Genomic DNA, 25,346 nt, shown 5'->3' with positions numbered 1-25,346 from the left:
GCGGGGCTCACCGGCCGACACGACGGTTCTCCCGCAAAGCTTGCGCCGCGCGACCTGGCTTTGACTCCGCGGCCTCCCAGGGATCGCGGAAATCGGCGCGCAGCCGCACATAGCCGCGTGGGCTGGCCGGTCCGCCCCAGCCGATTTCGTTCCAGGCGGTCGGATGAGCGTAATAGGTCTTGACGATGTCGGGCAGGAGCCGCGCCTTGAAGAACAGTGCACAGGGCATGTCGCGCCAAGCGGCGTCATCGAGTTCGCCGTCCTGCATCTGGCGCAGGAGTGCGTCCTGCTGATCCGCGGCGAGCTTGGCAAACAGGACGTCATGGAGAGCGGCGGCTTCCCTGTCGATCGCGAACAACCCGCGCTTCCAGGCTTCTTGCGCCGGCGGCAATTGCGCATGGCGATAGCCATCATGCAAACCGCGCGAGAGCTTGCGATCGAGCAGGGCGGCAATCGGAACGGGCCGGGATCGCTCGGGCGGTTGCGGGATGATGCGATCACAGAGGGCCAACAGCGTCGTCCATTCCGCGTCGGAGAAGAAGCTGTGCGCCGCCGGATCGATGCCAAGCCGCTCGTCGATCACCCGGCGCGTCATGTCGTTCCAGGACGGCGTGTTGCGTTTGGCGAGCACGTCATAGCCGGGATAGAGATCACGCATCTCTTGCCTCCTCGCGCAAGGAGAGGGCGGCCAGTCCCGCGAGCGCCAGGCCGGCGAAGCTCGGTGGTGCCGGCAGTGGGGGGCCGTTGAGTATGTTCTGTCGCCAGTTGCGCCAGCCGCCCATGTTGCGGTGAACGCCGTAGGCATGAAAGGCGACGCCGGCAAAACCGATCGCGGCGGTCAGCCGCAGCCACCAGCGCGAGAAGGCGCGGCGGGGGCGCTTTGGACCGAGCGCGACTTCGCTCATCACCAGCGCTGCTCCCGGCGGCAGCGTCACCGGAACGAACATGAATGGATTGTGGTAGGCGCCGCGAAAATGCAGGAGACCGGCTTCGCCCACGGTGCCCAGCAGACCTGCAGCGGTGAGTGCGGCGGTCAGCCGGCCGATCGGAAGCTTGAGAAAACGCGGCCGCTGACCCGAGCGCGCATCGCGTACGCGCTCGGCCATGAAGCCGAACAGGCCGGACAACAGCAGTGCGCTGGGCGCACCGAGCGGCGCGCCATAGAAAAGATTCTCCCAGCGCCACCCGCCCGGACGTTTGAGAACGTTGTAGAGATGAAAGCCGGTGCCGACCGCCCCCGTCAACAGCGCCGCGCCATAGCTCGCGTCGCGGATGCGATGGGCTGTGGCGCGTCGGTCCATGATGCCGTGGCCGCTCGTCATGAGCGCGAGGCTTGATACGGCCAGCGGCACATACATCGCCGGATTGCAGAACGAGCCGCGGTAATGTTCGATCGCGCTGTCGGCGAGCACCGAAAACGCCAGCACGCCGGCCGCGCAGTTCAGCCGCCGCGCCGCCGTGACGGCCGGCTTTTCCTTTCGGCGAAAAATGGTCCCTCGCCCGGGACGAGCCCTGCGGGACAATGCCGGTCGCCTCCGCGGGGCCAGCAAGGCGGCCCCGCAAACGGCCGTGAGCGCCGCGCCAACCCCCGCGGCAACCATATCGCTGCCGATCTGGCGCCCTGAGGTGATGGTCATGCGTTCCTGCTCAATCGCCGTACTCGCTCCAAATCCCGCAGATCGCGGCCGCGCTGGCTGCCCAGCAAGGTCGCAAGTCCCAGAGCTGCAATTCCAAGCAGGGCGGCGGCCCGCAACCAATGCGGATCGAAACTACTGACCTCCTCGCTGGCTTGCGCATCGAAGCGGCCGTGCGCGCCGGTATCGCCGGGCGGCGGCGCAAACATGTTATCGGATGTATCTGGATCGCGCGGTTCGTCGGCGAGCTGGCCCGAATAGCCTTTGCGCGCGAGAATGTCGTCGACGACATGCGGCGCGATCATGTTCCCGGCGATCGCCTTCAACGTGGGTGCGCCGATCCACAGCTCGCGCGGCGCCAGATGGGCCGCGCGCACGATCTCGCGCGCGATTCCCTCGGGTTGAAAGATCGGCGGCAGCGGCTGGGCTTTCCTGCTCATGCGGCTGCGTGCCCAGTCGAACTGCGGTGTATTGACCGCCGGGAGCTGGACCATGGTGAGCCTGATGCTGCTGCCCTCATGGATGAGTTCGGTGCGCAGGGAATCGGTGAAACCGCGCACCGCGAATTTCGCGGCGCAATAGGCGGACTGCAGCGGAATGGCGCGGTAGCCGAGCGCTGAGCCGACCTGGACGATTGTTCCGCGGTCGCGTCGGCGCATCCGCCTCAAGGCGGCAAGAGTTCCATGGACCTGTCCGAGATAGGTGACCTCGGTGACGCGACGAAATTCCTCCGGTGTGATCTCGTGCACCGGCGCAAAGATCGTCACCATCGCGTTATTGATCCAGATATCGATGGGGCCCAGTTCACGCTCGATCTGATCGGCCGCCTGTTCGACTGCGGCTGGGTCGGCGACATCGACGCAGATCGCAAGAGCCCTTCGGCCGAGCTGCCCGATTTCGCCGGCTGCGCTGTCGAGCCGCTTCCGCCCCCGCGCCAGCAGCGCGACATCGGCGCCTTGCCGTGCGAATTCGAGCGCGATCGCACGGCCAACCCCTGCGCTTGCACCTGTTACGACGATGTTGGGCATTCACGCCTTTCCGAAGGACATGACGCGCTGGTTTCGCGGTCAAGTGGCTCGGTCATTCGGACAATCGCAAACGCGCCACCTTCGTTCCCGGTATTTTCTGCGAAGCACAGCCGGCGCGGTCGCGTCGGGAACGCGGTCGTCCTCGCATCGTTGAAGAGCGGAGGCCGTACGGATGTCGCCTTGGCCTACGCGGGAACGACGGTGCCAGCAAACGAAAGGTAATCGCCATGCAGATCACCAACTTCAAAGACATGTACATCGCGGAGCTTCAGGAACTGGTCAGCGTGGAACAGCAACTGGGCAAAGCCCTAGGGCGGATGGCCGGCGTGGCGTCGCATCCGTCATTGAAGGATGCCTTCGAGAAGCACCGGCGGCAGACCGCGACGCAATGTGATCGTCTCGGCTCGATCCTGCAAAAGCACAAGGCGGAGGCGGATGCGCACACCGATCAGGCGCTCCAGGCGATGATCAAGGAAACCGAGAAGATGATCGGTATGCTCAAGGGCGACGACCTGCGTGATGCCGGGCTGCTGGCTTCGGCGCAGAAGCTCGAGCATTACGAGATCGCCGCTTACGGCAGCGTGGCGGCGCTCGCGGGCCAGCTTGAGCTGCGCGACGATCAGCGTCTGCTGCACGAGAGTCTCGAAGAAGAGAAGCGCACCGATGAACTTCTGACCTCGCTCGCCAAGGGCGAGATCAACCAGGATGCGCTGGCCGCGGCGTAGGGCAGGTGCTGGTCATTGCAATCTTGACCATTGCAATGACGCGCATGAAGGTCACAATCCGAACGGATAGGTGTCTGCGCTTGCGGCGACCTTCGGCGCTTCGAGGGGCGTCACCGCGCGCGTTTCCTCGAACCAGATGAAGGCGTCGAACTGGTCCGGCAACACCGCTTCGAAATAATGGCTGAGCAATTCGGTCTCCGGGCGATAGACGACGCCGATCGCTCGTTCGAGCCGCGGGCCGGTCAGCGCCTCGCGCAGGTCGTGCCGACCGGGCGGCCGCAGATCGGTGAGAGATCGCGCAAGCCCGCTGTGACGAAACAGCGATTCGTAGGAATCCTCACGCGCGGGCCGCACCGATTTGATCTCCATCTCGCCGTCCCAATCGGATGCCGCCGCCACCGTGCCGCGGTCCGTGCCGAAGCCGATCAGGCGTGCATCCTCGCCATAGGCGTCGCGGACAAGCTCGCCGATGTTGAACTCGCCGGCCCAGCCCATCGATGTCGCCGATGCATTGCCGATATGGGAATTGTGCGCCCAGACCACGGCCTTTGCGTCCGCACCGCGCCGCTGCATCGCGTATTGCAGCGTCTCGAACATGTGCCGGTCGCGCAGGTTCCACGACTCGGTCGAGCCGCGATACATCAATCGGTAATAGCGCTCGGCGGCGCGGACGACGCGCGCGTTCTGAGCGGCGCTGAAGAACGCTTCCGGGTCGCGCGCGACATAGGCCAGGCGATGCTTGAGCAGATCATGCAGTTGCGCGGCGACGTCATCCTCGCAGGTGTCGCGGCCGGATAGCATGGCGAGGCCGTAAGCGGTGAGATCGGCCTGCCAGGGCGTGAGGCAGCCGTAACGCTGGCGCGCCGCGCGGGCGCGTTCGGGGTCGACCTTTTCGAGATAGGCAATGACGGCGGCAATGGAGCGGCGCAGGCTGTAGACATCCAGGCCGCGAAATTCGACCCGCTTGTCCATCGCAAAAGCGTCATTGTGCTGACGCAGGAAATCCACGAACTCGCGCACTTCGACGTTGCGCCACATCCAGGTCGGGAAACGCTCAAACGGCGGCTCGGCGCCGGACGCGGCCGGCAGTTGCCGGACATGGCGATCGATCGCCGCGGCGTCAGGCCAATCGGCCTCGACGGCGACCATGTTGAAGCCATGATGTTCGATCAATTGGCGCGTGATGGCGGCGCGCGCCCGGTAGAACTCCGACGTGCCATGGGTTGCTTCGCCGAGCAGCACGAGCTTCGCGGCGGCGAAGCGGTCGAAATAGGCACCAAAATCGTCCCGCTCCGGCGCGGGCAGATGTTCGCCGGCGCCACGCAACAAGGCGATCAACTCGTGGTTTGCCTGCGCGCGAGCGCGCTCGGCCTCGGGGGATAGAGCCATTGGGCGGGCTCCTTGCTCTCGGACGACGTCCGCAGCGACGCAAACTCGTTCGGCATCCCGACGTTCCAGGCTACCGCCGTCGGCCGCGTCAGTCCCCCCAACAACGGGCTGATGGCTCCGTAACGGTTTCGATGGTGAACCGCCCCGGTCGGTGAGTTTGATCGTGATTTCATAGACATGGCCTGGCTCATAGCCCATTTGGGTGATGCCGGTTTCATTCGGCCTGGCTAGCCTCTGCGTCCTCGAAATGGACGGAGGGGTCGCTCGGGCGGCCAGGGTTGGAAACGCGATGATGGACACGCAAGTCACGCCTTTTTCGCATCGCCGCAGTCGCTACGATGATGCGCTCGCCTTGCTGGACGAAGTCTCGCAAATGTTCTCGACCCAGCCGGCGGCAGACGCGATGTCGTGCCTGGTATCGGGTCTTTGCGACCTGCGAGAGCGGCTGGATGGGCACGAGTGGAGGCTGCTCAGAAGCGAGTGGATGCATCATCCGCTGGCGCGGGTCGTTCATCAGGATCCCCTAACGAGCTGGTCTTACCGGAAGCCGCGGGGTTATCCGGGCGACGCGCGGCTGCTGGATTTTATCTATGGCGAGACCAACATCGCGGCGCAGGTCTCCAGCGCGACAAGGCTCGGCCGCGAGATCTACGGCTTCACCTCCGAAATGGCGTGCGCAGCCGCTATTCGTGAGCGCCGCGGCATCGTCGCGAAGCTGGTCGATCGCGTAGCCCACGAACGTGGACGCCAGATCTCGGTCCTCTCCATCGGCGCCGGACATCTGCGCGAGGCGGCGCGATCTCGAGCATTGGCCGAAGGCAATGTCGCGCGCTGGATGGCGGTGGATCAGGACAAGGAGGCCCTCGCATACCTGGCGCGGACGTTTTCCGAGTCACCGATCCGACCGGTTGGGGGGTCGGTCACAAGCCTGATCGCCGGCCAGCACGAGCTTGGCAGCTTCGATGTCATCTATGCGGCGGGCGTCTACGATCATGTCTCCGAGCGCGTGGCCAAACGACTGACCGAAACCGCTTTCGCGATGCTCCATCCCGGAGGCGAGCTCCTGTTTGCGAACTTTGCGCGCGGCATCCATGATGCCGGATACATGGAGACTTTCATGGATTGGCGGCTGCTTTTCCGTGACGAGGGTGAGATCGAGGAAATCTGGTCGGACTTGCCGGGGCAGGCGATTGCCTCGCGGCGGCTGTTTAGGGATGCGAACCGGAACGTCATCTACGGGCTCGTGCAGAGCGTCTGAGCGGCGGCTACCCTGTTCCGCTTAGGCGGCTTTCCATAGAAACCGGTCGGCCCACTCGCCGTTGGTCTGCCAGGGCGAAATCGCGCGATGCAGGTTTCAGGAGCAGACAGATGCAGGTCCAGGACATTATGCAGCGGAAAGTGGCCATCGCCGATCCGAACATGACCATACGCGACGTGGCGCGCAAAATGCGCGCCGACAACATTGGTGCACTGCCTGTCGGAGAGAATGATCGATTGGTCGGCGTGGTCACCGACCGCGACATCGTGATGCGGGCCGTCGCCGACAACCGCACGCCCGGCAACACGGTCGTCCGCGACGTGATGTCGGAAGGCGTGAGCTATTGCTTCGAGGATGATGATGCCGAAGCGGCGGCCCAGATCATGGCCAGGGACCAGATCCGCCGCTTGCCGGTGCTCAACCGCGACAGGCGGCTTGTCGCTGTGATCGCGCTCGCCGATCTCGGCCGGTCGGAAGGGCGCGCAGCGCAGGATGCTCTGCAGGGTATCTCCGAGCCCACCGACGGGGAACGCCGTTCCGGTCGCGGCTAGCGTGCCTCGTACGCGGCCGCGGCGCGGGGCGAGACCGCGGCCGATATCAGCAATGATTAGGAGGTTGGATATGACCTTCAGTTTGAAGAGTTCCGCATTTCAGGATGGCGATCCCATTCCCTCAAAATACACAGCGGATGGCGAAAACCTCTCGCCGCCGTTGCAATGGTCGGATCCGCCGGAAGGCACCAAGAGCTTTGCCTTGATTGTGGAAGATCCGGATGCCCCCTCGGGTACGTTCCGCCATTGGGGGCTCTACAACATCATGGGCGAACGGACCTTGTTGCCGGAGGGTGTCGACCGTGGCAGCGGTGCCAAGACGGAACGTCTTGGCAAGGGCGTCAACGATTTCGGCGAGCCGCGCTATTGCGGACCCGCACCGCCGAGGGGACACGGGACGCACCATTATCATTTCAAGCTGGCGGCCCTGGATGTGGAAGCGCTTTCGCGAGCGCCCAAGCTGGCTGTCACCGACATCTGGAAGGAGGCCGAGAAGCACATGCTCGGGCAGGCCGAACTCGTCGGCATCTACAGCCGCTGAGGCGGGGCTCCGGAGCCATCAGCTTCGCACGGGGCGGGTTCCGTCCAGCGTTGCGCCGGAGCGGTCGGGACGTGCGTCCGCACAAAGATTAAAACCACATGGCAATGGAACGTTAGCGGTCATGCGGGGTTTTGCCGGTCAGTAAGCGGTCAATGGAAGAGCGAGCCAAAACCGAAAGTTTTAATGGCGAGCCACGCCATCGATCAGCTTACAAGCCCCGTCAGATTACTTCGGTAACTGACGGGGTCCTTGTTTGGCCCGACCTGCGGCACATCGGCGCGTCACGCCATTTTTCGAAAGCCGCCTCCTCCAGGACCCGCAGGAGCAAACGATGGCGCATTTTCCGACCCACATGGATCCGGCCGAAGGCTCGCGCGAGATCATCGACCAGGAACTGAAACGGCAGAGTGAGCCCGCGCGTCATGATGGGACGCGTTCCATGGTTGCGGAGCGAACGGCAGATGCGGAGTGGACAGGAGGGCTGCGCGATGGCCGCGGCTCCGTCAAGCTTGGCAGCCGCGCCTTCGAAGGCGGCTATTGCTTCGGCTCGCGCTTCGAGACGGGCGAAGGCACGAATCCGGAAGAACTCATCGCGGCGGCGCATGCCGGTTGCTTCTCCATGGCGCTGTCGGCCGGGCTGGAGCGTGCCGGCTTCAAACCTGAAAGCATCCGCACGCACGCGAAGGCTTTGCTCGAGAAGGTAGGCGAAGGATTTGCCATCACGGAGGTCGCGCTTGAAACCGATGTCGACGTGCGCGGCATCGACAAGGCGAGATTCCGCGAGGAGGTCGAAAACGCCAAGCGCAACTGTCCGGTGTCGCGCGCGCTTGCGGGCACGAAGATCACCGTGAACGCACGGCACGTTTAGGGGACTTGTCGTCAAAGCGCGACGGAGCAGAGCTTGCCCGGGCGCGCATCTCAACCCATGCACTGCGGAGACTTGTCATGGCCGGTCGGCTCGAGGGAAAAGTTGCCATTGTCACGGGCGCGGGCACCGGCATCGGTGAAGCGATCGCGCACAAATTTGCCAACGAAGGCGCGAAACTCGTCGTCGCGGGATTGCCCGACGATCCGATCGAGGATGTGGTGCATCACATCAAGATGCGTGGCGGCCAAGCCGAGCCGTTCCTCGGCGACCTCGCGGACGAGACCGATGCCAAGGCCTGCGTCACCATGGCGGTCGACGTATTCGGCAGGTTGGACATCCTGATCAACAATGCCGGCGTATTTCCTGAAATCGCCGAGTGTCAGGACCACTCGATCGAGAGCTTCGATTACATCATCCGCAACAACATCAGGTCGGCGTTCCTGATGACCAAATTCGCGCTGCCCCATCTGCAGCAATCGCGCGGGGTGGTGATCTCAACCGGCTCGGAAGCTGGCGAGGTCGGCGAGCCCACTGCGGCGGCCTATGGCGGTTCCAAGGGATTCCTGCACGCGTTCATGCGCGGCGTGGCCTACGAGCAGGGCAAATACGGCATCCGCGCGCTCTGCGTCTGCCCCGGACCCATCGACACCGCCTGGACTCGCAAGGAAACCGGTCCGATGGATGCGCGCATGGAAAAGCAGACCTTGGCCGGCACCGTGCTCGGCCGGCGCGGCACGCCGGAAGAGATGGCCAACGTGTTCGCATTCGCCGCATCCGACGAGGCGAGTTTTGTGACCGGCGCGTTGCTGTTTGCTGACGGCGGCACCACCATTGCCAAGGGCGGCCCCGGCGAGATGACGCAAGACTTCGTCAAGGAGCAGCCGCCGCCGACCCTTGACCTCCGGCATTCGCATGACGGCTTGAAAGGCAAGCCGGTCGCCAACCGAATGCACTGAGCCCACTATGGCTGCGCGGAGGAGGAGAAGCCCTCCTGCCGCGACAGATCCGCTTCGGCCGCTTGGCGCGGGGGCTTCTTCCTTGCGGTGGCCGGGCCATGTACGGGGCGGTTCGTTTCGCGGCCGATGCCGGCAAAGGCGCGCCCGAACTGGCGCAAGCTTGCGACGGCGCCGTTCGGACTGCCGTTGCGGTTGACTGCCTCCGCCGTCGCGCGGCGGGATTTCACGCCGGTGGGCGTGATATCGAGCGGCGGCCCGATGCTTGCGGCCGGCGCATCCGCGGCTGCGGCGGGCTCGGTTGCGGCCGCAGCCGCGACTGTCAGGGCGGCAAGCTCGGCCTGCGCAGACGTATTGGGTGATCCTGCTCCAGGGGTCGTTGCCGCGGGTGCGGCGGTTGCAAGGGCGGTTTCGGTCGCCGCATTGCTCGCCGGCGCAGCGGCCTGCGCCGACAGATGCAGGAGCAGCGCATAGCCGCCCAGCGCCGCCGCCGGGAGCGTGGTCAGCGCCATCACGACGGAGGCGATCTTGTACGTCCGGCTCGCCGCGGCATGCCTTGCGGCTTCGCGCTGCTCGCGCCGCGCGAGCTCGAGCAAATGGTCGTAAACCGCGCGCTGCTCGCCGTCGCTGAGAATCTGGTTGGCGCGCACGATCGTCCGGAATTTCAAGCCGGCGTCCGGATCGCCCGGATTGAGGTCGGGATGAGCTCCCTTGACGGCGCGACGGAAAGCGGACCTCAATTCTTCGGCATCGTCGTTCGGAAGTGCGCCGAGCAGATCGTAAAGCGTCTCCATCCTTCGCTCGCGGTCGGTCTTCTCCTGCTCGAATTGGCGCCGCGAATTCGTCCTAAGCAGGGACAGGCGCCAGTGTCGCGATAGTGTTTTTCCAGCCCGGCAAAAGAATGACTGAATTGTGCGGAAGCCGAACCATTCATGCCGCATCATCGCCCGCTTTTGCCGTGTATGCCGTGCGCCGCGTTGGAACCGATCGAATCAATTCGCGTTGCGAAAAACCGAGCCCGTGTCCAGCCGAGGCTGGCCCGATGACCGAGCGAACACTGCGGGTCCCATTGCAGCCTTCATCTGTGCGGCGCAGCGCGGCCCGCGCGGCGAAATTTTTCACCGTGACGGCTGCTGCATTGCTCGCCATCGGCACAAAGGACAGCCGCGGCTCTGACTTCAGGAAAGGGGAGGCCGCTTTCACGCGCCAATGCGTGCTCTGTCACACGGTCGCCAAAGACGACTCCAACCGCTTCGGGCCGAATCTGTTCGGCATCCTGAACCGCAGGGCGGGCAGCGTCCCTGGCTTCAAATATTCGCAGGCATTCCGGTCGACGGCACAGTGGGACTGGAATGCCGAGACGCTCAAGGCCTGGATCTTGGACCGGCTCATATGGTGCCCGGCACCGCCATGGGCGTATTCCAGGGCGTGGCCGACCGGGACAGCGACGACATCATTGCTTATCTCGCCAGCCAAAAGTGAGGCGCGGATGCGCTTGCGTTCGACGGTCGTCATCTGCTTCGCGGTTGCGTTGGTCGCCGCCATTGCCGGCGCACGCCTGCATTCGCAGCCCAATCCGACCGGCATCGAGATCGGCGCCAACGACATCGGCGGTGTTGTCACCAGCCGCTTTGGCGCGGAAGCCGGCGTCTGGGTCATTGCTGAAACGCGGGACCTCGGCACGCGTTTTGCGAAGATCGTGGTCACCGATGATGCCGGTCGCTTCCTCATTCCGGACTTGCCGAAGGCGCATTACCAGCTCTGGGTGCGCGGCTATGGCCTGGTGGATTCCAAGAAGATCGCGGCCGATCCCGGCAGCCGGCACAGCCTCGCAGCCGACATCGCGCCCAATCTCGCCGCCGCCGCGCAATATTACCCGGCAATCTATTGGTTCTCGCTGTTGCGGATTCCCGACACCAGCAAATTCCCGGGTACGGGCGCCAACGGCAACGGCATTCCGGTGGAGTTCAAAACCCAGGATCAGTGGCTGGACGTGATCAAGACCAATGGCTGCGGCAATTGCCACCAGATCGGCAACTACGCGACGCGTACCATGCCGGAGCTGTTCAGCCACTCGGAGAACGCGATCGCGGCTTGGGCGCAGCGCCTGCAATCCGGGCCGGGCGGCACCACGATGGTGCGCACCATGGGCCGCCTGTTGACGCCGGATGGCGGACATCTCGCGGCGCTGGCGGACTGGTCGGATCGCATCAAGAAAGGCGAACTGCCGAGCCAAAGCCCGCCGCGTCCCGTCGGCGTCGAACGCAATCTCGTGGTCACCGTGCGCGATTGGCTCGATCCGAAGCATTATCTGCACGACCTTTCGGCCACCGACAAACGCGATCCGACCGTCAATACGTTCGGCCCGCTCTATGGCGCGACGGAGCTTTCGGTCGACCAGAGTCCGATCCTCGATCCGGTTCACAACACGAAATCCGAGATCAAGATGCCGGTGCGCGATCCCGAGGACACGCCAAGCTCGGCGGAGGCCAATCCGGTGTTCGCGCCGTCACCCTATTGGGGCACCGAGCAGGTCTGGGACAGCCGCGCCAATGCGCACACCCCGACCATGGATCACGAGGGACGCGTCTATTTCACAGCGCAGATGCGCGCGCCCAACAATCAGCCTCGCTATTGCGGCAAGGAGTCTGCATTGGCTTCCGCGCAGCTTTATCCTCTCACCGTACAGCACGAGGGCTTTTTCCAGAACGCAAGGCAGCTCACGGTTTACGATCCCAAAACGCAGAAATTCTCCTTCATCGATACCTGCTTCGGCACGCAGCATTTGAATTTCGCGGAAGATGCCGAAGAGACGTTGTGGATGGGAACCAACACGTCGGGCAAGCTTGCGGTCATCGGCTGGGTCGACACCAAGACATACTGGCAGACCGGCGATGCCGGCGCGGCGCAGGGCTGGACGCCGCTGATTGTCGATACCAACGGCAACGGCAGGCGCGACGAAGGCTACAACGAGCCCGGTCAACCCGTGGACCCGAAGAAGGACACGCGCGTGCCGTTCGGCATCTACGGCATTTCCTGGAGCCCGCTCGATGGCTCGATCTGGGGATCGAGCCTGCAACATCCCGGCTATATCATCCGGCTCGATCCCGGATCCGATCCGCCCGCGACCGCGCTTGCCGAGGTCTACAAAGTGCCGATGCCCGGCTACGGTATCCGCGGCATGGATATCGACCGCAAGGGCGTGGTCTGGGTACCGCTCGACAGCGGGCATATCGCAAGTTTCGATCGGCGCAAATGCCGTGCACCGCTCAATGGACCCGGCGCCGAGCAGGGCAACAAATGCCCGGAAGGCTGGGACTTCTATCCATTGCTGGGGCCGGCCTTCCAGGGCTCGTCGGGCGCGGCGGAGAATCCGTATTATCTCTGGGTCGATCAGCACAACATTCTGGGCTTGGGTGCGGATACGCCGATCGCGACCGGCAATCAGTCGGATTCTCTGCATGCGCTGGTCGGCGGCCGTATCGTCGAATTGCGCGTTCCCTATCCCATGGGCTTTTTTGCCAAGGGGATCGACGGTCGCATCGATGATCCGAATGCGGGCTGGAAAGGGCGCGGGCTCTGGGTGACGTCAGGCAATCGCACGCCGTTTCACATCGAGAGCATTGACGCAGCAGCACCCGGTGCGCCCGGCAAGACCGCGCGTAGCCTGTCCAGCCCGCTGGTCGTTCATTTTCAGCTCCGCCCCGATCCGCTGTCTCACTAGCTGACTCACTAAATGTGACACTATTTGGTCAGCCGGGAGTTGATGCTTTCGGCCGGAATCGTGCGCCTGTTGGCGCGACGCAACATCGGCTATTGTCGCAAACGGCCCAGCCTGAGATGCTGGTAACGTTGGGGCTCTCGGCTGATGACCACAGTGCTTTCGCAGAAAATCCCTTTCAATATGCTCAATATGCGTCATGCCGCCGCCGTGGCGGTCCTGGCATTCGCGTTGCCGCTTGCGCTGGTCTCCGCGGCGCGCGCCGAGGCGACGTATTCCTTTGAGACGACGCCGGGCAAGCTGCCAAAGACCGTCGTTCCCACGCACTACGGCATCGACCTGAACCCCGATCCGCAGAAGCTGACGCTGTCAGGCACTGAACTCGTCGACATCGAGGTGCGCGAGCCCACGACACGGGTCGTTCTGAATGCGGTCAATATGAGCCTGAGCGAGGTGAGCATCGACGACAAGCTGCGTCCCGACGTCAGCCTCGATGCCGGCGCCGAGACCGCGACGCTGTCCTTGCGCGAGCCGCTTGCCGCCGGCGTGCATCATCTGCACATCGCCTTTTCCGCGAAGATCAATCCGTTCGCGCGCGGGCTTTATTACGCGGATTATCCAACCGGCCAAGGTGTCAAGCGGATGATCGCAACTCAGCTCGAGCCGGCTGACGCGAGGCGCATTTTCCCGTGCTGGGACGAGCCCGCCTTCAAGGCGACGTTCACGCTCACGGCGACCGTCCCGCAGAAATTTCTCGCCGTCGGCAATATGCCGGTCATGCGCGAACAAGCTGTCTCGACGGAGCTGAAACGCGTCGATTTTGCGCCGACGCCAAAGATGTCGAGCTATCTGTTCGTGTTCGCAGCGGGCGAGCTTGAGCGGATCACGGCGGTTGTCGAGGGCGTCACGGTCGGCGTGGTGACGACATCGGGAAAAAGCGAGCAGGGGCGATTTGCGCTGGAGAACGCGACAAAACTGCTTTCCTTTTACAACGATTATTTCGGCATTAAATATCCGCTCCCCAAGCTCGACCTGATCGCGGTGCCCGGCGGCTTCGGCGGCGCCATGGAAAATTGGGGCGGCATCACCTTTTTCGAAAGCCGGCTGCTGTTCGATCCCGCAACCAGCGCCGACAGCCTTCGCCGCGGCATCTTCAGCATCCTGGCGCATGAAATGGCGCACCAATGGTTCGGCGATCTCGTCACCATGGGCTGGTGGGACAATCTCTGGCTCAATGAGGGCTTTGCGAGCTGGATGCAGGAAAAGGCGGCCGAGCATTTCTATCCGCAGTGGAAGGCCTGGTTCAACGGCTACGGCCAGAAGCAATATGCGATGGCGCTCGACGCGCGCCGCACTTCGCATCCGATCCAGCAAAAGGTCGGCGACGAGAGCGAGGCGATGACCGCCTTCGACGGCATCACCTACAGCAAGGGCCAGGCCTTCATCCGCATGCTGGAGAACTGGCTCGGCGAGACCACGTTTCGCGACGGCATCCGGCGATACATGGCCGCGCACGCCTACGGCAATGCGACCACCGCGGATCTCTGGCAGGCGCTCGAGCTCGCCGCCGGCAAGGCGGTGTCGACGGTTGCCGCATCGTTTACGGAGCAGGACGGCGTGCCGCTGGTGATCGCCGAGACAAACTGCAACGGCAGGGCCCAACGGCTCACACTGCGGCAGGAGCGCTTCGTGATCGTGCCGACGCGATCCGCCGGCAGCGACACCGCGGCTCTGCCGCCGCGGCATTGGCAGATTCCGGTCGCGGTCGGTCCGATCGGCCGAGGGCCGCGCAGCAATCTCCTGCTCGACGGCAATGCCGAGATCGCCGCCGGCAAATGCGGAACGCCGATCAAGGTCAATCTCGGCGATATCGGCTATTACCGCACCGAGTATGGATCGAAGGACCTATCCGCGTTGACGAAAGCGCTCAATGCGATGGCTCCGGAGGATCGCCTCAACTTTCTCGCCGATGACTGGGCGCTCGTCCAGGCCGGTCGCGCCGAGCCGCCGAGCTATCTCTCCTTGCTTGGCAGGATCGCGACCAACGACCAGCGCGCGATCTGGGACCAGGTGCTCGGGGCGCTGGCGCACCTTAATCGCCTTGCGCGCGATCGCGCCGAGCGGCCGGCGTTGCAGGCCTTTGCCCGAACGATCTTGCGTCCCGTGTTCGACCGCCTCGGTTGGGAGGGGTCGGGCTCGGCCGACGATGACGATACGCTGTTGCGCGCCAGCCTGATCAAGACGCTCGGCGAATTCGGTGATGCGGATATCATCGCGGAAGCCAAGCGCAGGTTCGAGCGCTTCCTGCAGGATCCCGCCTCGCTGCCGGTTGCGCTACGCGAGCCGGTCGCCCATGTGGTCGGCATATCGGCCGATCGGCCGACCTACGACACGCTGCTGTCGCTTGCGCGCAAGGCGACCTCGACCGACGAGCGTCTGCGCTATTATTACGCCGCGGCGAGCGCGCACGATCCGGTGCTCGCACGCGATACGCTCAAATTGGCGCTGAATGGCGAGCTGCCGATCACCATCATTCCCGGCATGATCAACACGGTGGCTTCTTTCGGCGAGCAGCCCGAGCTTGCCTGGCATTTCGTGCAGAAGCATTACGATCCTCTGTTCGCCAAGCTAGGCCCTTCCTTTCGCGACGAGTTCATTGCGCATCTGATGACCAATTTCAGCGACGGCGCCTATGCCGCCGAACTTCTGCAATTCGCGCCGGCGCAGGCGACCAACGGCGGAAAGGTGACCACCGCTCGCGCCGTCGAGACGATCGCGATCTCCGCCGATCTGAAGGCCCGCGCGCTGCCGGCGATGGACGCGTGGATCAAGGAGCAGGCGAACGCGCGACCATGAGGCAGCGGGCCGCGATTGACTTCGATGGCGCCGCGGGCGAAGAGACGCCGGCGCTCTCAAGTTAAGGCTCCATCCCGCCATGCCCGACTTCCACGGTGTCTTTCCCTATCTCGTCTCACCGATCGATGCCGACGGCAGGATCCGCAGCGGCGTGCTTGGCCAACTCTGCGACGATCTCATCAAGGCGGGCGTGCATGGGCTGACGCCGCTCGGCTCGACCGGGGAGTTTGCCTATCTCGACAATGCGCAGCGCAGGGTGGTGGTGCAGGCCACGATCGAGGCCGCGCAGGGCCGCGTGCCGGTCGTTGCCGGCGTGGTCTCGACCGCAATCGCGGATGCGGTGGCGCAGGCGCGCAGCTATCAGGAGTGTGGGGCCGACGGCATCCTGGCGATCCTGGAAGCCTATTTCCCCTTGGGCGATGCGCAGGTCGAATCCTATTTTCGCAGCATTGCGGATGCCGTCGACATCCCGGTCGTGATCTACACCAATCCACAATTCCAGCGCTCTGATCTGTCGCTCGACGTGATCGCGCGGCTGTCGACCCATCCGCGCATCGGCTACATCAAAGATGCCTCCACCAATACCGGGCGGCTGTTGTCGATCATCAACCGTTGCGGCGATAACATCCGCGTGTTCTCAGCGTCCGCCCATATTCCTGCCGCGGTGATGCTGATCGGCGGCGTGGGGTGGATGGCGGGGCCGGCTTGCATCATCCCGCGGCACAGCGTCGAGCTCTATAACCTCTGTAAGGCCCAACGCTGGGATGACGCGATGGCGCTCCAGCGCAAGCTGTGGCGCGTCAACGAGGCCTTTGCGCGCTACAATCTCGCCGCCTGCATCAAGGCGGGGCTCGCGATCCAGGGCTACGACGTCGGCGACCCCGTCCCGCCGCAGGCCCCGCTCACCGCGGATGCGCGCAAGGTCGTCGAGGCGGTGCTGCGTGAGTTGGGGTAAGGCGTCAGATCTTTCGACGGTCGCCATGGCCGGGCTTGACCCGGCCATCCACGTCTCAACTGTCAGCGCCATTAAGCGTGGATGCCCGGGTCAAGCCCGGGCATGATGACGATTTCCTGTGCGGCACCCGCGCAAAACGCGGGTTGGCCTTTGGAACCTCGATCCGCTAAAACCCCCGCAACCTAAAAAGACTTGAGGTCGAACTGATGAATATTCTTCCCGGCAATTTACGTTTTGGCGCGGGCCAGCCGATCAAGCGTTTGGAAGACCAGAGACTGCTCACCGGGAAGGGACAGTTCATCGACGACAAGCCCGCCGAGGGCGCGCTGTGGCTGCATGTGCTGCGCTCCCCGCACGCCCACGCCAAGATCGTTTCGATCGACACCAAGCCGGCGACCGACATGCCCGGCGTCGAGGCCGTGTTCACCGGCGAAGACCTGATCAAGGACGATGTCGGCACCATCCCGACGCTTGCCATTTTCAAGCGGCCGGACGGCTCGCCGATGACCGTCCCACCGCGGCGGCTCCTCGCGCATGAGGTGGTACGCTTCGCCGGCGAGCCGATCGCCGCCGTCATCGCGAGCTCGCGCGCGCTGGCCCAGGAAGCTGCGGAAGCGATCGCGGTCGAGTACGAGGTCCTGCCGGCCGTGGTCGATCCGCTGGAGGCGCTAAAGCCCGGCGCGCCCGTGGTGTGGCCGCAGGCGCCGGACAATGTCGTCGCCAGCATGAGCTATGGCGACGCGGCCAAGGTCGAGGAAGCTTTCGCGAAGGCGGCGCATACGGTCTCGCTTGATCTCGTCAGCCAGCGCCTGGTGCCCTCCGCCATGGAGCCGCGCTCGACCATTGCCGAGGTCGACAAGAAATCGGGCCGGCTGACGCTCTACGTGCAATCGCAGACGCCGGGTTCGACCCGCGACGTGCTCGCGGAAGCCGTGTTGAAGCGGCCGAAGGATTCGGTGCGTGTGCTGGTCGGCGATATCGGCGGCGGCTTCGGCCAGAAGACCAATGTCTACCCCGAGGACGGCATCGTCGCTTACGCCGCTGTGAAGCTTGCCAGGAAGATCCGCTGGCGTGGCGATCGCACCGACGATTTCGTCGGCGGCACTCATGGCCGCGACCTCACCTCGACCGGCGAGTTCGCGCTCGACGAAAAGGGCAGGGTGCTCGCCTATCGCGTGCGCTCGGTCGGCGGCACCGGCGCCTATATGTCGGGTACGGCGAACATCATTCCGCTGGTGCTCGGACCGTTCGTGCAGACCGGCGTTTACGACCTGCCGCTGGTGCACTTCGAGGTGAAGACCGTCATCACCAACACCGCGCCCGTCGGCGCCTATCGCGGCGCCGGCCGGCCGGAAGCGGTCTTCATTGTCGAGCGATTGTTCGACGCGGCCGCGCGAAAAATCGGCATGGACCCGCGCGCGATCCGGAAAGCGAACTACATCAAGCCGTCGCAACTGCCCTACACCAACGCGGTCGGCCAGGTCTACGATTCCGGCGCTTTCGCCCATATGCTCGACCGCGCCGCCAAGCTCGCCGACTGGGACGGATTCAATGCGCGCAAGCGGGCGGCGAAGAAAAAGGGCCTGCTCTACGGCCGCGGGCTGACCAGCTATATCGAATGGACCGGTGGCCGGGCGCACACCGAAAAGGTTTCGCTGCATGCGACGGCGGAAGGACGCGTGATCCTGCATTCCGGCACCATGGCGATGGGGCAGGGGCTGCAGACCACCTACACCCAGATGATCTCGGAGTCGCTCGGCATTCCTCTCGACAAGATCGATGTCGTGCAGGGCGACACCGATCTTGCCACCGGCTTCGGCAGCGTCGGCTCGCGCTCGCTGTTCGTCGGTGGCACGGCGGTCGCGGTCTCGGCCAATGACATGATCACCAAGGCGCGCGAGAAAGCTTCCAACCTGCTCGAGACCTCGGTCGAGGACATCGAGTATCGCGACGGCTTTCTCACGGTGGTCGGCACCGACCGCCGCATCAGCCTGTTCGATATCGCCAAGAAGGAGGGCGGCGCGCGGCTCTCGGTCGACAGCGAGGGCGAGGTCGACGGTCCGAGCTGGCCGAACGGTACGCATATTTGCGAGGTCGAGATCGACCCTGAGACCGGCGAGAGCCGCGTCGTGCGCTACACCACGGTCGACGACGTCGGCGTCGCCGTCAATCCGATGCTGGTGACGGGCCAGATCCATGGCGGCGTCGCGCAAGGGATCGGCCAGGCGCTTTATGAGGGCGTAGCCTACGATGCCGAAGGGCAGATCCTGACCGCGAGTTATCAGGACTATTGCATCCCGCGCGCGGCGGACATTCCGCCGATTACGGTAACGCTGGATGATTCCGCGCCGTGCCGCACCAATCCGCTCGGCTCGAAAGGCTGCGGCGAATCGGGGGCGATCGGCGGGCCGCCCTGTGTCACCAACGGGGTGATGGATGCCTTGAGCGAACTCGGTATCACCCAGCTTAACACGCCGCTGACGCCGCAAAAGATCTGGAAGGCCATTCAAGACGCCAGGGCGGCGAGCGCTTGATATTGCCCCGTCATTCCGGGGCGCGCGTGAGCGCGAACCCGGAAATCCAGAGGTTACGGCGCGAGATCCCGGGTTCGCTCGCTTCGCGAGCGCCCCGGATGACGGTGCCCTGTTGAACCCGCGCGAGCGCGAGGTGCGCCCCCGAAGATGATCACCTGTTCAGCGCCACGTCGCGGAAGGCGGCGACGAGCGGCTTCTCCAGCTTGCCGTGCAAGCCCTGAAGAATGGCGAAGGCGTCCTCGCGCGATATCGGCGCCTTGTAGGGGCGGTGCTCGATCAGCGCGGAAAAGATATCTGAAATGGTGAGGATGCGGACGAGGTCGCAAATAGTTTCGGCGCAGAGACCATCGGGATAGCCGCTGCCGTCGAGAAATTCGTGGTGGTGCCGCACCGCGTCGAGAATCTCGGCCGAGATCAGGCTGTTGCCCTTGAGCACGTCGTAGCCGGCCACCGCGTGCGTTTCGACCAGCGCGCGTTCGGAAGCGTCGAGACGCCCGGGCTTGTCGAGCACTGCGAGCGGGATTTTGGCCTTGCCGACATCGTGAAACATGGCGGCCGAGGACAGCCGCTCGATGTCGGCCTTGGGCACGCCAAGGCTCAGCCCGAAGTCGACGGCGACGCCGGTGACCAGGAGGCAATGCTGATAGGTGCCCTCATGGTGACGCCGCACCGCTGCCAGCCAGTCGCTCAGGCCGTGTTCGGCGATCGAGTCTGCGATCGCGCTTCCGGCGCTCTTGGCGCTCGCGGCGTCGATCGGCATGCCGGTCGCCACCGCCGTGAACATCGAAGCCAGCGCCGCTTCGCCAATGGAAGCAGCGGCCTGCACGCCGCGCGCATCCGCGCTCGGTGCGGACCCGCATGGCGCATGCTCGGCCAATTCCGCGAGCAGCCTTGCCTGATTGACCGGCCCGAGCAAGACGCGTGTCGCGCCGAGCGCGTAGGCTTGCGAGACGTGCAAATGCGCCGTCTCGTCGACAAGAAAGATGCGCCTGCGCACCTTGCTCAAGGTCTTGAGGATTTTCTTGAGCGCGCAGATGTTTTCGATGGTGCGCAGGTCGGCTCTGACCACAAGCGCCTGCACGTCGCCGCGCTGGACAGTTGCGCCGCCGAGCATTTCCGAGGTCACGGCAAACTTCGGCTCCAGCATGGTGCGGAGGGCGGTGAGCTTGGCCGGGCTGTCGGCGAGCAGGTGAACTGGCATCAGTGTCGCAGCCTCTCGCTAGCGGCGTACGAAAGCCATCGCCTCACTCCCACCACGAGCCACAGTCGTCCGGTTCGTTCAGCCAGATCAGCGCCTCGCGCAATCTGAGGCGGACTATTCTCTCCTCCCCTGCAAGAGCTGCATCGCCATCGCCGCGATAAAGGATGAAGTCGCCGCGATCGTCTCGAAACAAGGCCTCGCGAGCCTGGCTTGTGGAGAGGGCTTCGCCCTCAGGTCCGGCAATTGTCCGTGAAGAGATCAGTTGCATCGAAATCGCTCTTGGATCTAACAATCAAACCATTGGAATAAATCATTACACTTTCGCCGCCTGCTGGCCGTGTTTGAGGGGCTTGGCCTTGACGAACCGAACGCCGGCCATGGCGCCGTCGATCCACACCAGTTCGCAGCGGCGGAATGCGAGGCCAGTGGACGAGAGGAGCAGGAAGAACTCGCGGGCCCGCAGCACGTCGATCGAGCCTTCGACCTCGACTTTCGCGCCGGTCGCGGAGACGTCGAGCAGGACACAACTGCGCCGCCATGTGCCGTCCACGCCCATCAGGTTGACGGGATGCTTGTGCTCCAGGCGCACGCGACTCGACTTTCGATTTTCACCCTTCATCGCTTGACCTCCTCGGTCGGGAGGGTGTCTCGAGTTTGAATGTCCGGGCTGAGGAGGGCATCGGCGGCTCAAAGCGCATGGTGTATTGCGCCGCCGGCACGGAGAGCGTCTTGAAGAGCGTCCTGCCGGGCTCCAACATGCGCACGCGCCGTTCGGGCGAACCGCCTCGAGCGGCGGACGCAACCTCGGCAACGAGTTCGGCGGAAGCGACGGCAGCCATGGCCCGCAAATTCCATTGTGAAACATCAGGTCTCAGCAACGGAATTTCACGATGCAAATATTAATGGAATTTATTAAACCTACTGCATCCAGGTTGCGGGCTACCTCTGGAATCGCCTAAAAGTATATCGAAATTTGGCAGAGGAAGTTTCGAGCGCACCCTCGTCGCATGCAACGCGCCGGAGCCCGTCCAAAGGATGGGCAAGATTCACGGCCATCGTTCGTGACCATAGACGAGCGCATTTCAGGAGATTGGGAAGCCGAAGAGTATTTCATTACCGGCAGTCAAGGGGACACCGCCGCATTGCCAACGAGCAATATTTCGCAGTCGCCAAGCCTGGCACCAAAGGTTTTCCGGTTTTCCGATATCGATGAGTTTCGCAGTTGGATTCGAAACGTCGATGTGGATTTCACGCCGCTGGTGCGAAAAATCTCCGCCGAGCAGGTGATCCTCAATCTGCCCGGCTGGTCCATCAACTTCATCAAATCCTTTCCACGTATCGTCGACGCGCGGCTCGCCCCCAACTGCACCGCCATCGGCGTGACGATGGATGAGGGCATTCCGACTCGCTTCAACGGTGTCGAGCAGGATCAGCCCTTCATCATGATCGGCAACAATGGGGCTGCCTACAATGCGGTCGAACGTGTGGAGCGACAATTCGCGCTGATCGTCTTCACACCGCAGATCGAGGGGCGCGGCTGGCCGGAGGCCGGTCCAAACTTCAGGATCTTCGAAACCAGCGCCCCGGCCCAGCGGCGTTTGCGCACGCTGGTGGCGGAAATCCTCGCCGTAGCTTGCCGCTTCTCGGAGGCCGAACTGGCTGATGCCGCGCCCGGCATGCGGGAGTCCTTGGTCGGCAGCATCGATGCCGCATTCGCGGACGTGGTACCGGCACGCTGGGCATCGCGGGCGAACTCGGTCCGCCAGTTCAAGACCTTTCAGGCGGTGCGGGAGGCCTTATCGGCCAATATTGCGGGCCCGATCTACAGCCGGGACCTTGCAAGACAACTCGGCGTATCCGTGCGCACGATCCATGATGCGGTCTTGAGGTATCGGGGCATGAGCCTGCATCGTTACCTGCGCTTGCGACGGTTGTGGCTGGTGCGGCAGCGGCTCCGCGCCGGCACCCATAGCGTCAAGGCCGCCGCGCTCGCCCTGGGCTTCTGGCACCTCGGCGATTTCTCACACAGCTACCGCGTCCAGTTCGGCGAAACACCTTCGGAAACACTCGCACGAGCCCGCAGCGCTTGAGCGGCATCTCCCAGGCGGGAAATCAGCTTGTGCAGGACGAGGTCGATCGGCCGCGCCGGGTGGCGAACGTGAAAGCCGATGGAAGCGGGGCTCGTCGAGCGCATCCGGCGTATATTCAAATCGGGCGGCGCATCGGGTAAAGGCGAGAGCAGGGCTGCGCGATGCGCAGCGCCGCTCCAGAGTTGCCGATGCACACGACAGAGATGAAAAGAGCAAGCAAGATCGCCCAGCCGGGAGCTCCGGCGCTGGAGAAGGGTCTCGACCTGTTGGAGGCCCTTGCCGCCGAGGCGAAGGGTTTGACCCAGAAGCAGCTTGCCGAACGGGTCGGCCGCTCGGTCGGCGAGATTTTTCGCATGCTGGCGGCCCTTGAGCGCCGCGGCTATGTCGCGCGTGATCCGTCGACGGCGGAATACACGCTGACGCTCAAGCTGTTTCGGATCGCCTCGCAATATCCGCCGACCGAGCGGCTTTTGAAGGCGGCGCTTCCCGTCATGGAGCGATTGGCCGGCCGCGTGCAGCTCTCATGTCATCTGGCCGTTCTGCATGGCGAGCAGTTCATGGTGATCGCGCGGATCGAGCCGGAATGGCTGATGGGCTGGTCGGTGAAAGCGGGCGCGGTCTTTCCACTCACCCAGCAATATGCCTCGGCCAAGGTGCTGGCCGCCTTCCAGTTGGAGGGGCGGCGCGAGGAGCTGGCCGAGGTCATCGCCGCCAATGATCACATCAGCGCCAGGAAGGCGCTGGCGGCACTGGATCGCATATCGGAGGAGGGCGGGAATTTCTCCATAGACGACGGCTATACCCGCATCCTGGCCTATAGCTGCCCTATCGTCGAGGCCTCCGGCCGCGCGGTGGCGGCGCTGACCGTACCCTTGGTGCGGCAAGACAAGATCCCGGCGAGCGAGGCCGCGACGATCGCTGGCGAGCTGCGCGAGGCCGCGCGGATCGTTTCGGAAAAAATCGGCGGCAGCCCGAAGGCGTGATTTGGGCTAACCGACTGTCATTCCTCCATCGACGACCCATGCCGCGCCGTTGACATGCGCAGCCGCATCGGAAGCCAAAAAAGCGACGGCCTCCGCGACGTCCTCCGGCCGCCCAAGGGGCGCCGATCCCGCCCGGCGCAAGCCGTCAGATGTGGCGTTGCTTTGGCGATCGAGCTCGCGGATCATCCGCGATTCGGTCGGGCCGGGGAGGACGGCATTCACCCGGATTTGCGTGCCCACCACCTCCAGCGCCGCCGTCCGCGTCAGCCCGAGCACGGCGTGCTTGGAGGCGACATAGCCGGCAAGGTTGGCGCGGCCGCGGATCGCCGAGGTGGAGGCGGTGTTGACGATGGCACCGCGCCCGCGCGGAATCATCCGCGCCAGCACATGCTTCAGGCCAAGGAACACACCTTTGACGTTGACCTGAAGCAGGCGATCGAACGTTTCGTCGGGATACACGTGCAGCGGCGCGACCACGCCTTCGATGCCGGCATTGTTGGCAAAGACGCCGATCGGTCCGAGCCGCGCCTCGACCGCATCGACAAAGCCTGCGGTCTCCATCGCGCTGGAGACATCCGCAGCCAGCGCCATCGCCTTGCAGCTCTTGTTTTCCACAAGGCCCGCCGTGCGCGCGGCGGCTGTCTCGTCGATATCGACGATCGCAACCGCGCTGCAGCTCTCCGCCAGGCGTAGCGCGATCGCGCGGCCGATGTCGCCGCCGCCTCCGGTGACGAGCGCCACCGGCCGATCCACGTCAGCCGACGGGCTCATGATTTGAGGAAATCGCAGCCGCCTTCCTCGAGAGGCCGCCAAGCCTCGTCAGGCGCGATCGTCTTGACCAGCTTGTAGTAGTCCCAAGGATATTTCGAGTCCTGCGGTTTCTTCACCTCGAACAGATACATGTTGTGCAATTTGCGGCCGTCGGCACGAATCGTGCCCTTGCCGAACAGCGGATCGTCCGTCGGCAGTTTCTTCATCTGCTCCACGACCGCCTTGCCGTCGGCGGATGCGCCGAGTTCATCGACCGCTTTCAGGTAATGGAGCGTGGCCGCGTAAGCACCCGCATGCAGCGCCGTCGGATATTTGTCGTTGTTGCGCGGGACAAAGCGCTTGGTCCATGCGCGCGTCCCTTCGTTCAGATCCCAATAGAAGGATTCGGTGAACTGCAGCCCTTGCGCCGTGTTCAGGCCGAGGGAATGCACATCGCTCAGATAGAGCACGGTGGCGACCACGCGCTGGCCGCCGCGCGAAATGCCGAATTCGACCGACTGCTTGATCGAATTGATGGTGTCGCCGCCGGCGTTGATCAGCGCGATGATTTCCGCCTTGGAGGCTTGCGCCTGCAGCAGGAAGGACGAGAAGTCCTGGGTGTTGATCGGCGTGCGCACGCCGCCGACAACGCTGCCACCGAGCTTCTGCACCACAGTCTTGATGTCCTGCTCCATGGCGTGGCCGAAAGCGTAATCGGCCGTCAGCGTGAACCAAGTCTTGCCGCCCTCGGCGACGATCGCGCGCGCCGCACCGGTCGAGAGCGCGTAGGTGTCGTAGGTCCAGTGCACCAGATTGGGCGAGCAGGCCTTGCCGGTGAGATCCGAAGAGGAGGCGCCGGTGACAAGGATCGCCTTGTTCTTTTGCTGCGCCACGTTGCGCACGGCGAGCGCGACCGCGGAGTTCGGCACGTCGATGATCACGTCCACATTGTTGCGATCGATCCATTCGCGGGCGATGTTCGCGGCGAGGTCGGCCTTGTTCATGTGATCGCCGCTGATCACCTCGATCGGCCGCTTGATCTTGTGCGGGCCGGCGAGAAAATCCTCGACCGCCATCTTCGCCGCCGCCAGCGAACCCGGGCCGCTCACGTCGGCATAAAGGCTCGACATGTCCGTGAGCACACCGAGCCGCAGCGGGATGGTATCATCCGCCCGCGCGGTGAGGCCGCCCATCGACAGTGCAAGTCCGCCGGCGCCGGCCAGAAAATGCCGGCGGCTCAGCGGGAAAACCGCATCCTTCATCAACTCCTCCCTGTTGTTCGGCCCGACCTTCGCATGGCCGATCCTTT

At 64.1% G+C, this 25,346-nt stretch carries 24 protein-coding genes; 12 read left to right on the top strand and 12 right to left on the bottom strand.

What is annotated here, in order from left to right:
* Nucleotides 1-7: 7 nt before the first annotated feature.
* Genes P6U23_RS34170 through P6U23_RS34160 form a run of 3 tightly spaced genes read right to left on the bottom strand, consistent with a single transcriptional unit; the run spans nucleotide 8 to nucleotide 2,662 of the window.
* Nucleotides 8-658: a gluconate 2-dehydrogenase subunit 3 family protein gene (locus tag P6U23_RS34170; protein ID WP_407176719.1), complete on the bottom strand. Its 651-nt coding sequence runs from the start codon at nucleotides 656-658 to the stop codon at nucleotides 8-10.
* Complete coding sequence (locus tag P6U23_RS34165) at nucleotides 651-1,637, bottom strand: hypothetical protein (RefSeq protein ID WP_407176718.1); 987 nt, start codon at nucleotides 1,635-1,637, stop codon at nucleotides 651-653. The genes P6U23_RS34170 and P6U23_RS34165 overlap by 8 nt, the downstream gene beginning before the upstream one ends.
* A complete protein-coding gene (locus P6U23_RS34160; protein WP_407176717.1) occupies nucleotides 1,634-2,662 on the bottom strand; it encodes an SDR family oxidoreductase in 1,029 nt (342 codons plus the stop codon). Before P6U23_RS34160 ends, P6U23_RS34165 begins: the two co-directional genes overlap by 4 nt.
* A gap of 227 nt (nucleotides 2,663-2,889) precedes the next feature.
* On the opposite strand from P6U23_RS34160, the gene P6U23_RS34155 reads away from it, so the two are divergent.
* Nucleotides 2,890-3,387: a ferritin-like domain-containing protein gene (locus tag P6U23_RS34155; RefSeq protein WP_407176716.1), complete on the top strand. Its 498-nt coding sequence runs from the start codon at nucleotides 2,890-2,892 to the stop codon at nucleotides 3,385-3,387.
* 51 nt (nucleotides 3,388-3,438) lie between these two features.
* On the opposite strand, the gene P6U23_RS34150 is transcribed toward P6U23_RS34155, so the two are convergent.
* Nucleotides 3,439-4,776, bottom strand: coding sequence for an erythromycin esterase family protein (locus P6U23_RS34150; RefSeq protein ID WP_407176715.1), 1,338 nt, complete (start codon nucleotides 4,774-4,776; stop codon nucleotides 3,439-3,441).
* Nucleotides 4,777-5,065: 289 nt separating this feature from the next.
* Between P6U23_RS34150 and P6U23_RS34145 the strand changes: the two genes are divergently transcribed.
* The 5 genes from P6U23_RS34145 to P6U23_RS34125 all read left to right on the top strand — a co-directional run bounded on the left by P6U23_RS34145 (nucleotide 5,066) and on the right by P6U23_RS34125 (nucleotide 8,950).
* Complete coding sequence (locus tag P6U23_RS34145) at nucleotides 5,066-6,034, top strand: class I SAM-dependent methyltransferase (protein ID WP_407176714.1); 969 nt, start codon at nucleotides 5,066-5,068, stop codon at nucleotides 6,032-6,034.
* A 110-nt stretch (nucleotides 6,035-6,144) separates the two neighbouring features.
* The gene (locus P6U23_RS34140) at nucleotides 6,145-6,585 is read left to right on the top strand and encodes a CBS domain-containing protein (RefSeq protein ID WP_407176713.1); all 441 of its coding nucleotides are present in this window, start codon (nucleotides 6,145-6,147) and stop codon (nucleotides 6,583-6,585) included.
* Between the two features lie 70 nt (nucleotides 6,586-6,655).
* Nucleotides 6,656-7,126: a YbhB/YbcL family Raf kinase inhibitor-like protein gene (locus tag P6U23_RS34135; protein ID WP_407176712.1), complete on the top strand. Its 471-nt coding sequence runs from the start codon at nucleotides 6,656-6,658 to the stop codon at nucleotides 7,124-7,126.
* A 439-nt stretch (nucleotides 7,127-7,565) separates the two neighbouring features.
* Nucleotides 7,566-7,994: an OsmC family protein gene (locus P6U23_RS34130; RefSeq protein WP_407181680.1), complete on the top strand. Its 429-nt coding sequence runs from the start codon at nucleotides 7,566-7,568 to the stop codon at nucleotides 7,992-7,994.
* A 77-nt stretch (nucleotides 7,995-8,071) separates the two neighbouring features.
* Nucleotides 8,072-8,950 carry an SDR family NAD(P)-dependent oxidoreductase gene (locus tag P6U23_RS34125; protein WP_407176711.1) on the top strand — a complete coding sequence of 293 codons (879 nt, stop codon included), beginning with the start codon at nucleotides 8,072-8,074 and terminating at the stop codon, nucleotides 8,948-8,950.
* Nucleotides 8,951-8,955: 5 nt separating this feature from the next.
* Here the strand turns inward: P6U23_RS34125 and P6U23_RS34120 are convergent, their stop codons facing one another.
* The 3 genes from P6U23_RS34120 to P6U23_RS34110 form a co-directional block, all read right to left on the bottom strand.
* Nucleotides 8,956-9,741: a J domain-containing protein gene (locus P6U23_RS34120; RefSeq protein WP_407176710.1), complete on the bottom strand. Its 786-nt coding sequence runs from the start codon at nucleotides 9,739-9,741 to the stop codon at nucleotides 8,956-8,958.
* A gap of 136 nt (nucleotides 9,742-9,877) precedes the next feature.
* Entirely contained in the window at nucleotides 9,878-10,150 is a 273-nt protein-coding gene (locus P6U23_RS34115; RefSeq protein WP_407176709.1) for a hypothetical protein, read from the bottom strand.
* Between the two features lie 18 nt (nucleotides 10,151-10,168).
* On the bottom strand, nucleotides 10,169-10,462 hold the full coding sequence (locus tag P6U23_RS34110; protein ID WP_407176708.1) for a hypothetical protein: 294 nt from the start codon (nucleotides 10,460-10,462) through the stop codon (nucleotides 10,169-10,171).
* Here P6U23_RS34110 and P6U23_RS34105 point away from each other — a divergent pair.
* The 4 genes from P6U23_RS34105 to P6U23_RS34090 all read left to right on the top strand — a co-directional run bounded on the left by P6U23_RS34105 (nucleotide 10,437) and on the right by P6U23_RS34090 (nucleotide 19,013).
* Nucleotides 10,437-12,671: a carboxypeptidase regulatory-like domain-containing protein gene (locus tag P6U23_RS34105; RefSeq protein WP_407176707.1), complete on the top strand. Its 2,235-nt coding sequence runs from the start codon at nucleotides 10,437-10,439 to the stop codon at nucleotides 12,669-12,671. The two genes, P6U23_RS34110 and P6U23_RS34105, sit on opposite strands and share 26 nt — an antisense overlap.
* Nucleotides 12,672-12,815: 144 nt before the next feature.
* Complete coding sequence (locus tag P6U23_RS34100; RefSeq protein ID WP_407176706.1) at nucleotides 12,816-15,524, top strand: M1 family metallopeptidase; 2,709 nt, start codon at nucleotides 12,816-12,818, stop codon at nucleotides 15,522-15,524.
* Nucleotides 15,525-15,603: 79 nt separating this feature from the next.
* On the top strand, nucleotides 15,604-16,479 hold the full coding sequence (locus P6U23_RS34095; RefSeq protein WP_407176705.1) for a dihydrodipicolinate synthase family protein: 876 nt from the start codon (nucleotides 15,604-15,606) through the stop codon (nucleotides 16,477-16,479).
* A gap of 206 nt (nucleotides 16,480-16,685) precedes the next feature.
* Nucleotides 16,686-19,013, top strand: a complete 2,328-nt coding sequence (locus tag P6U23_RS34090; RefSeq protein ID WP_407176704.1) for a xanthine dehydrogenase family protein molybdopterin-binding subunit — start codon at nucleotides 16,686-16,688, stop codon at nucleotides 19,011-19,013.
* A 151-nt stretch (nucleotides 19,014-19,164) separates the two neighbouring features.
* Here the strand turns inward: P6U23_RS34090 and P6U23_RS34085 are convergent, their stop codons facing one another.
* Genes P6U23_RS34085 through P6U23_RS34075 form a run of 3 tightly spaced genes read right to left on the bottom strand, consistent with a single transcriptional unit; the run spans nucleotide 19,165 to nucleotide 20,833 of the window.
* The gene (locus P6U23_RS34085; protein ID WP_407176703.1) at nucleotides 19,165-20,214 is read right to left on the bottom strand and encodes an HD-GYP domain-containing protein; all 1,050 of its coding nucleotides are present in this window, start codon (nucleotides 20,212-20,214) and stop codon (nucleotides 19,165-19,167) included.
* A 43-nt stretch (nucleotides 20,215-20,257) separates the two neighbouring features.
* A complete protein-coding gene (locus P6U23_RS34080) occupies nucleotides 20,258-20,482 on the bottom strand; it encodes a hypothetical protein (protein ID WP_407176702.1) in 225 nt (74 codons plus the stop codon).
* A 45-nt stretch (nucleotides 20,483-20,527) separates the two neighbouring features.
* Complete coding sequence (locus P6U23_RS34075) at nucleotides 20,528-20,833, bottom strand: PilZ domain-containing protein (protein ID WP_407176701.1); 306 nt, start codon at nucleotides 20,831-20,833, stop codon at nucleotides 20,528-20,530.
* Between the two features lie 622 nt (nucleotides 20,834-21,455).
* Between P6U23_RS34075 and P6U23_RS34070 the strand changes: the two genes are divergently transcribed.
* Entirely contained in the window at nucleotides 21,456-22,304 is an 849-nt protein-coding gene (locus P6U23_RS34070) for a helix-turn-helix domain-containing protein (protein WP_407176700.1), read from the top strand.
* 203 nt (nucleotides 22,305-22,507) lie between these two features.
* Nucleotides 22,508-23,287 carry an IclR family transcriptional regulator gene (locus P6U23_RS34065; protein ID WP_407176699.1) on the top strand — a complete coding sequence of 260 codons (780 nt, stop codon included), beginning with the start codon at nucleotides 22,508-22,510 and terminating at the stop codon, nucleotides 23,285-23,287.
* Nucleotides 23,288-23,293: 6 nt separating this feature from the next.
* Here P6U23_RS34065 and P6U23_RS34060 read toward each other — a convergent pair whose 3' ends face one another.
* Together P6U23_RS34060 and P6U23_RS34055 are read right to left on the bottom strand one after the other, a co-directional pair.
* Nucleotides 23,294-24,058 carry an SDR family NAD(P)-dependent oxidoreductase gene (locus P6U23_RS34060; protein WP_407176698.1) on the bottom strand — a complete coding sequence of 255 codons (765 nt, stop codon included), beginning with the start codon at nucleotides 24,056-24,058 and terminating at the stop codon, nucleotides 23,294-23,296.
* Nucleotides 24,055-25,299 carry an ABC transporter substrate-binding protein gene (locus P6U23_RS34055; protein ID WP_407176697.1) on the bottom strand — a complete coding sequence of 415 codons (1,245 nt, stop codon included), beginning with the start codon at nucleotides 25,297-25,299 and terminating at the stop codon, nucleotides 24,055-24,057. Before P6U23_RS34055 ends, P6U23_RS34060 begins: the two co-directional genes overlap by 4 nt.
* Between the last annotated feature and the right edge of the window lie 47 nt (nucleotides 25,300-25,346).

The organism is Bradyrhizobium sp. STM 3562 (assembly GCF_045571435.1).
Lineage (GTDB): Bacteria > Pseudomonadota > Alphaproteobacteria > Rhizobiales > Xanthobacteraceae > Bradyrhizobium.
Note: the sequence above shows the minus strand (reverse complement) of the source record. Positions and strands in the feature narration are given on the sequence as shown.

Bases quoted from the DNA above. Each gene is read 5' to 3' on its own strand.
- P6U23_RS34085 (WP_407176703.1), bottom strand. From the start codon at position 20,214: ATGCCAGTTCACCTGCTCGCCGACAGCCCGGCCAAGCTCACCGCCCTC.
- P6U23_RS34060 (WP_407176698.1), bottom strand. From the start codon at position 24,058: ATGAGCCCGTCGGCTGACGTGGATCGGCCGGTGGCGCTCGTCACCGGA.
- P6U23_RS34165 (WP_407176718.1), bottom strand. From the start codon at position 1,637: ATGACCATCACCTCAGGGCGCCAGATCGGCAGCGATATGGTTGCCGCG.
- P6U23_RS34090 (WP_407176704.1), top strand. From the start codon at position 16,686: ATGAATATTCTTCCCGGCAATTTACGTTTTGGCGCGGGCCAGCCGATC.
- P6U23_RS34095 (WP_407176705.1), top strand. From the start codon at position 15,604: ATGCCCGACTTCCACGGTGTCTTTCCCTATCTCGTCTCACCGATCGAT.
- P6U23_RS34145 (WP_407176714.1), top strand. From the start codon at position 5,066: ATGATGGACACGCAAGTCACGCCTTTTTCGCATCGCCGCAGTCGCTAC.
- P6U23_RS34135 (WP_407176712.1), top strand. From the start codon at position 6,656: ATGACCTTCAGTTTGAAGAGTTCCGCATTTCAGGATGGCGATCCCATT.
- P6U23_RS34125 (WP_407176711.1), top strand. From the start codon at position 8,072: ATGGCCGGTCGGCTCGAGGGAAAAGTTGCCATTGTCACGGGCGCGGGC.
- P6U23_RS34055 (WP_407176697.1), bottom strand. From the start codon at position 25,299: ATGAAGGATGCGGTTTTCCCGCTGAGCCGCCGGCATTTTCTGGCCGGC.
- P6U23_RS34105 (WP_407176707.1), top strand. From the start codon at position 10,437: ATGCGCTTGCGTTCGACGGTCGTCATCTGCTTCGCGGTTGCGTTGGTC.
- P6U23_RS34170 (WP_407176719.1), bottom strand. From the start codon at position 658: ATGCGTGATCTCTATCCCGGCTATGACGTGCTCGCCAAACGCAACACG.
- P6U23_RS34065 (WP_407176699.1), top strand. From the start codon at position 22,508: ATGAAAAGAGCAAGCAAGATCGCCCAGCCGGGAGCTCCGGCGCTGGAG.
- P6U23_RS34100 (WP_407176706.1), top strand. From the start codon at position 12,816: ATGACCACAGTGCTTTCGCAGAAAATCCCTTTCAATATGCTCAATATG.
- P6U23_RS34150 (WP_407176715.1), bottom strand. From the start codon at position 4,776: ATGGCTCTATCCCCCGAGGCCGAGCGCGCTCGCGCGCAGGCAAACCAC.
- P6U23_RS34080 (WP_407176702.1), bottom strand. From the start codon at position 20,482: ATGCAACTGATCTCTTCACGGACAATTGCCGGACCTGAGGGCGAAGCC.
- P6U23_RS34075 (WP_407176701.1), bottom strand. From the start codon at position 20,833: ATGAAGGGTGAAAATCGAAAGTCGAGTCGCGTGCGCCTGGAGCACAAG.
- P6U23_RS34130 (WP_407181680.1), top strand. From the start codon at position 7,566: ATGGTTGCGGAGCGAACGGCAGATGCGGAGTGGACAGGAGGGCTGCGC.
- P6U23_RS34120 (WP_407176710.1), bottom strand. From the start codon at position 9,741: ATGGAGACGCTTTACGATCTGCTCGGCGCACTTCCGAACGACGATGCC.
- P6U23_RS34155 (WP_407176716.1), top strand. From the start codon at position 2,890: ATGCAGATCACCAACTTCAAAGACATGTACATCGCGGAGCTTCAGGAA.
- P6U23_RS34110 (WP_407176708.1), bottom strand. From the start codon at position 10,462: ATGACGACCGTCGAACGCAAGCGCATCCGCGCCTCACTTTTGGCTGGC.
- P6U23_RS34160 (WP_407176717.1), bottom strand. From the start codon at position 2,662: ATGCCCAACATCGTCGTAACAGGTGCAAGCGCAGGGGTTGGCCGTGCG.
- P6U23_RS34140 (WP_407176713.1), top strand. From the start codon at position 6,145: ATGCAGGTCCAGGACATTATGCAGCGGAAAGTGGCCATCGCCGATCCG.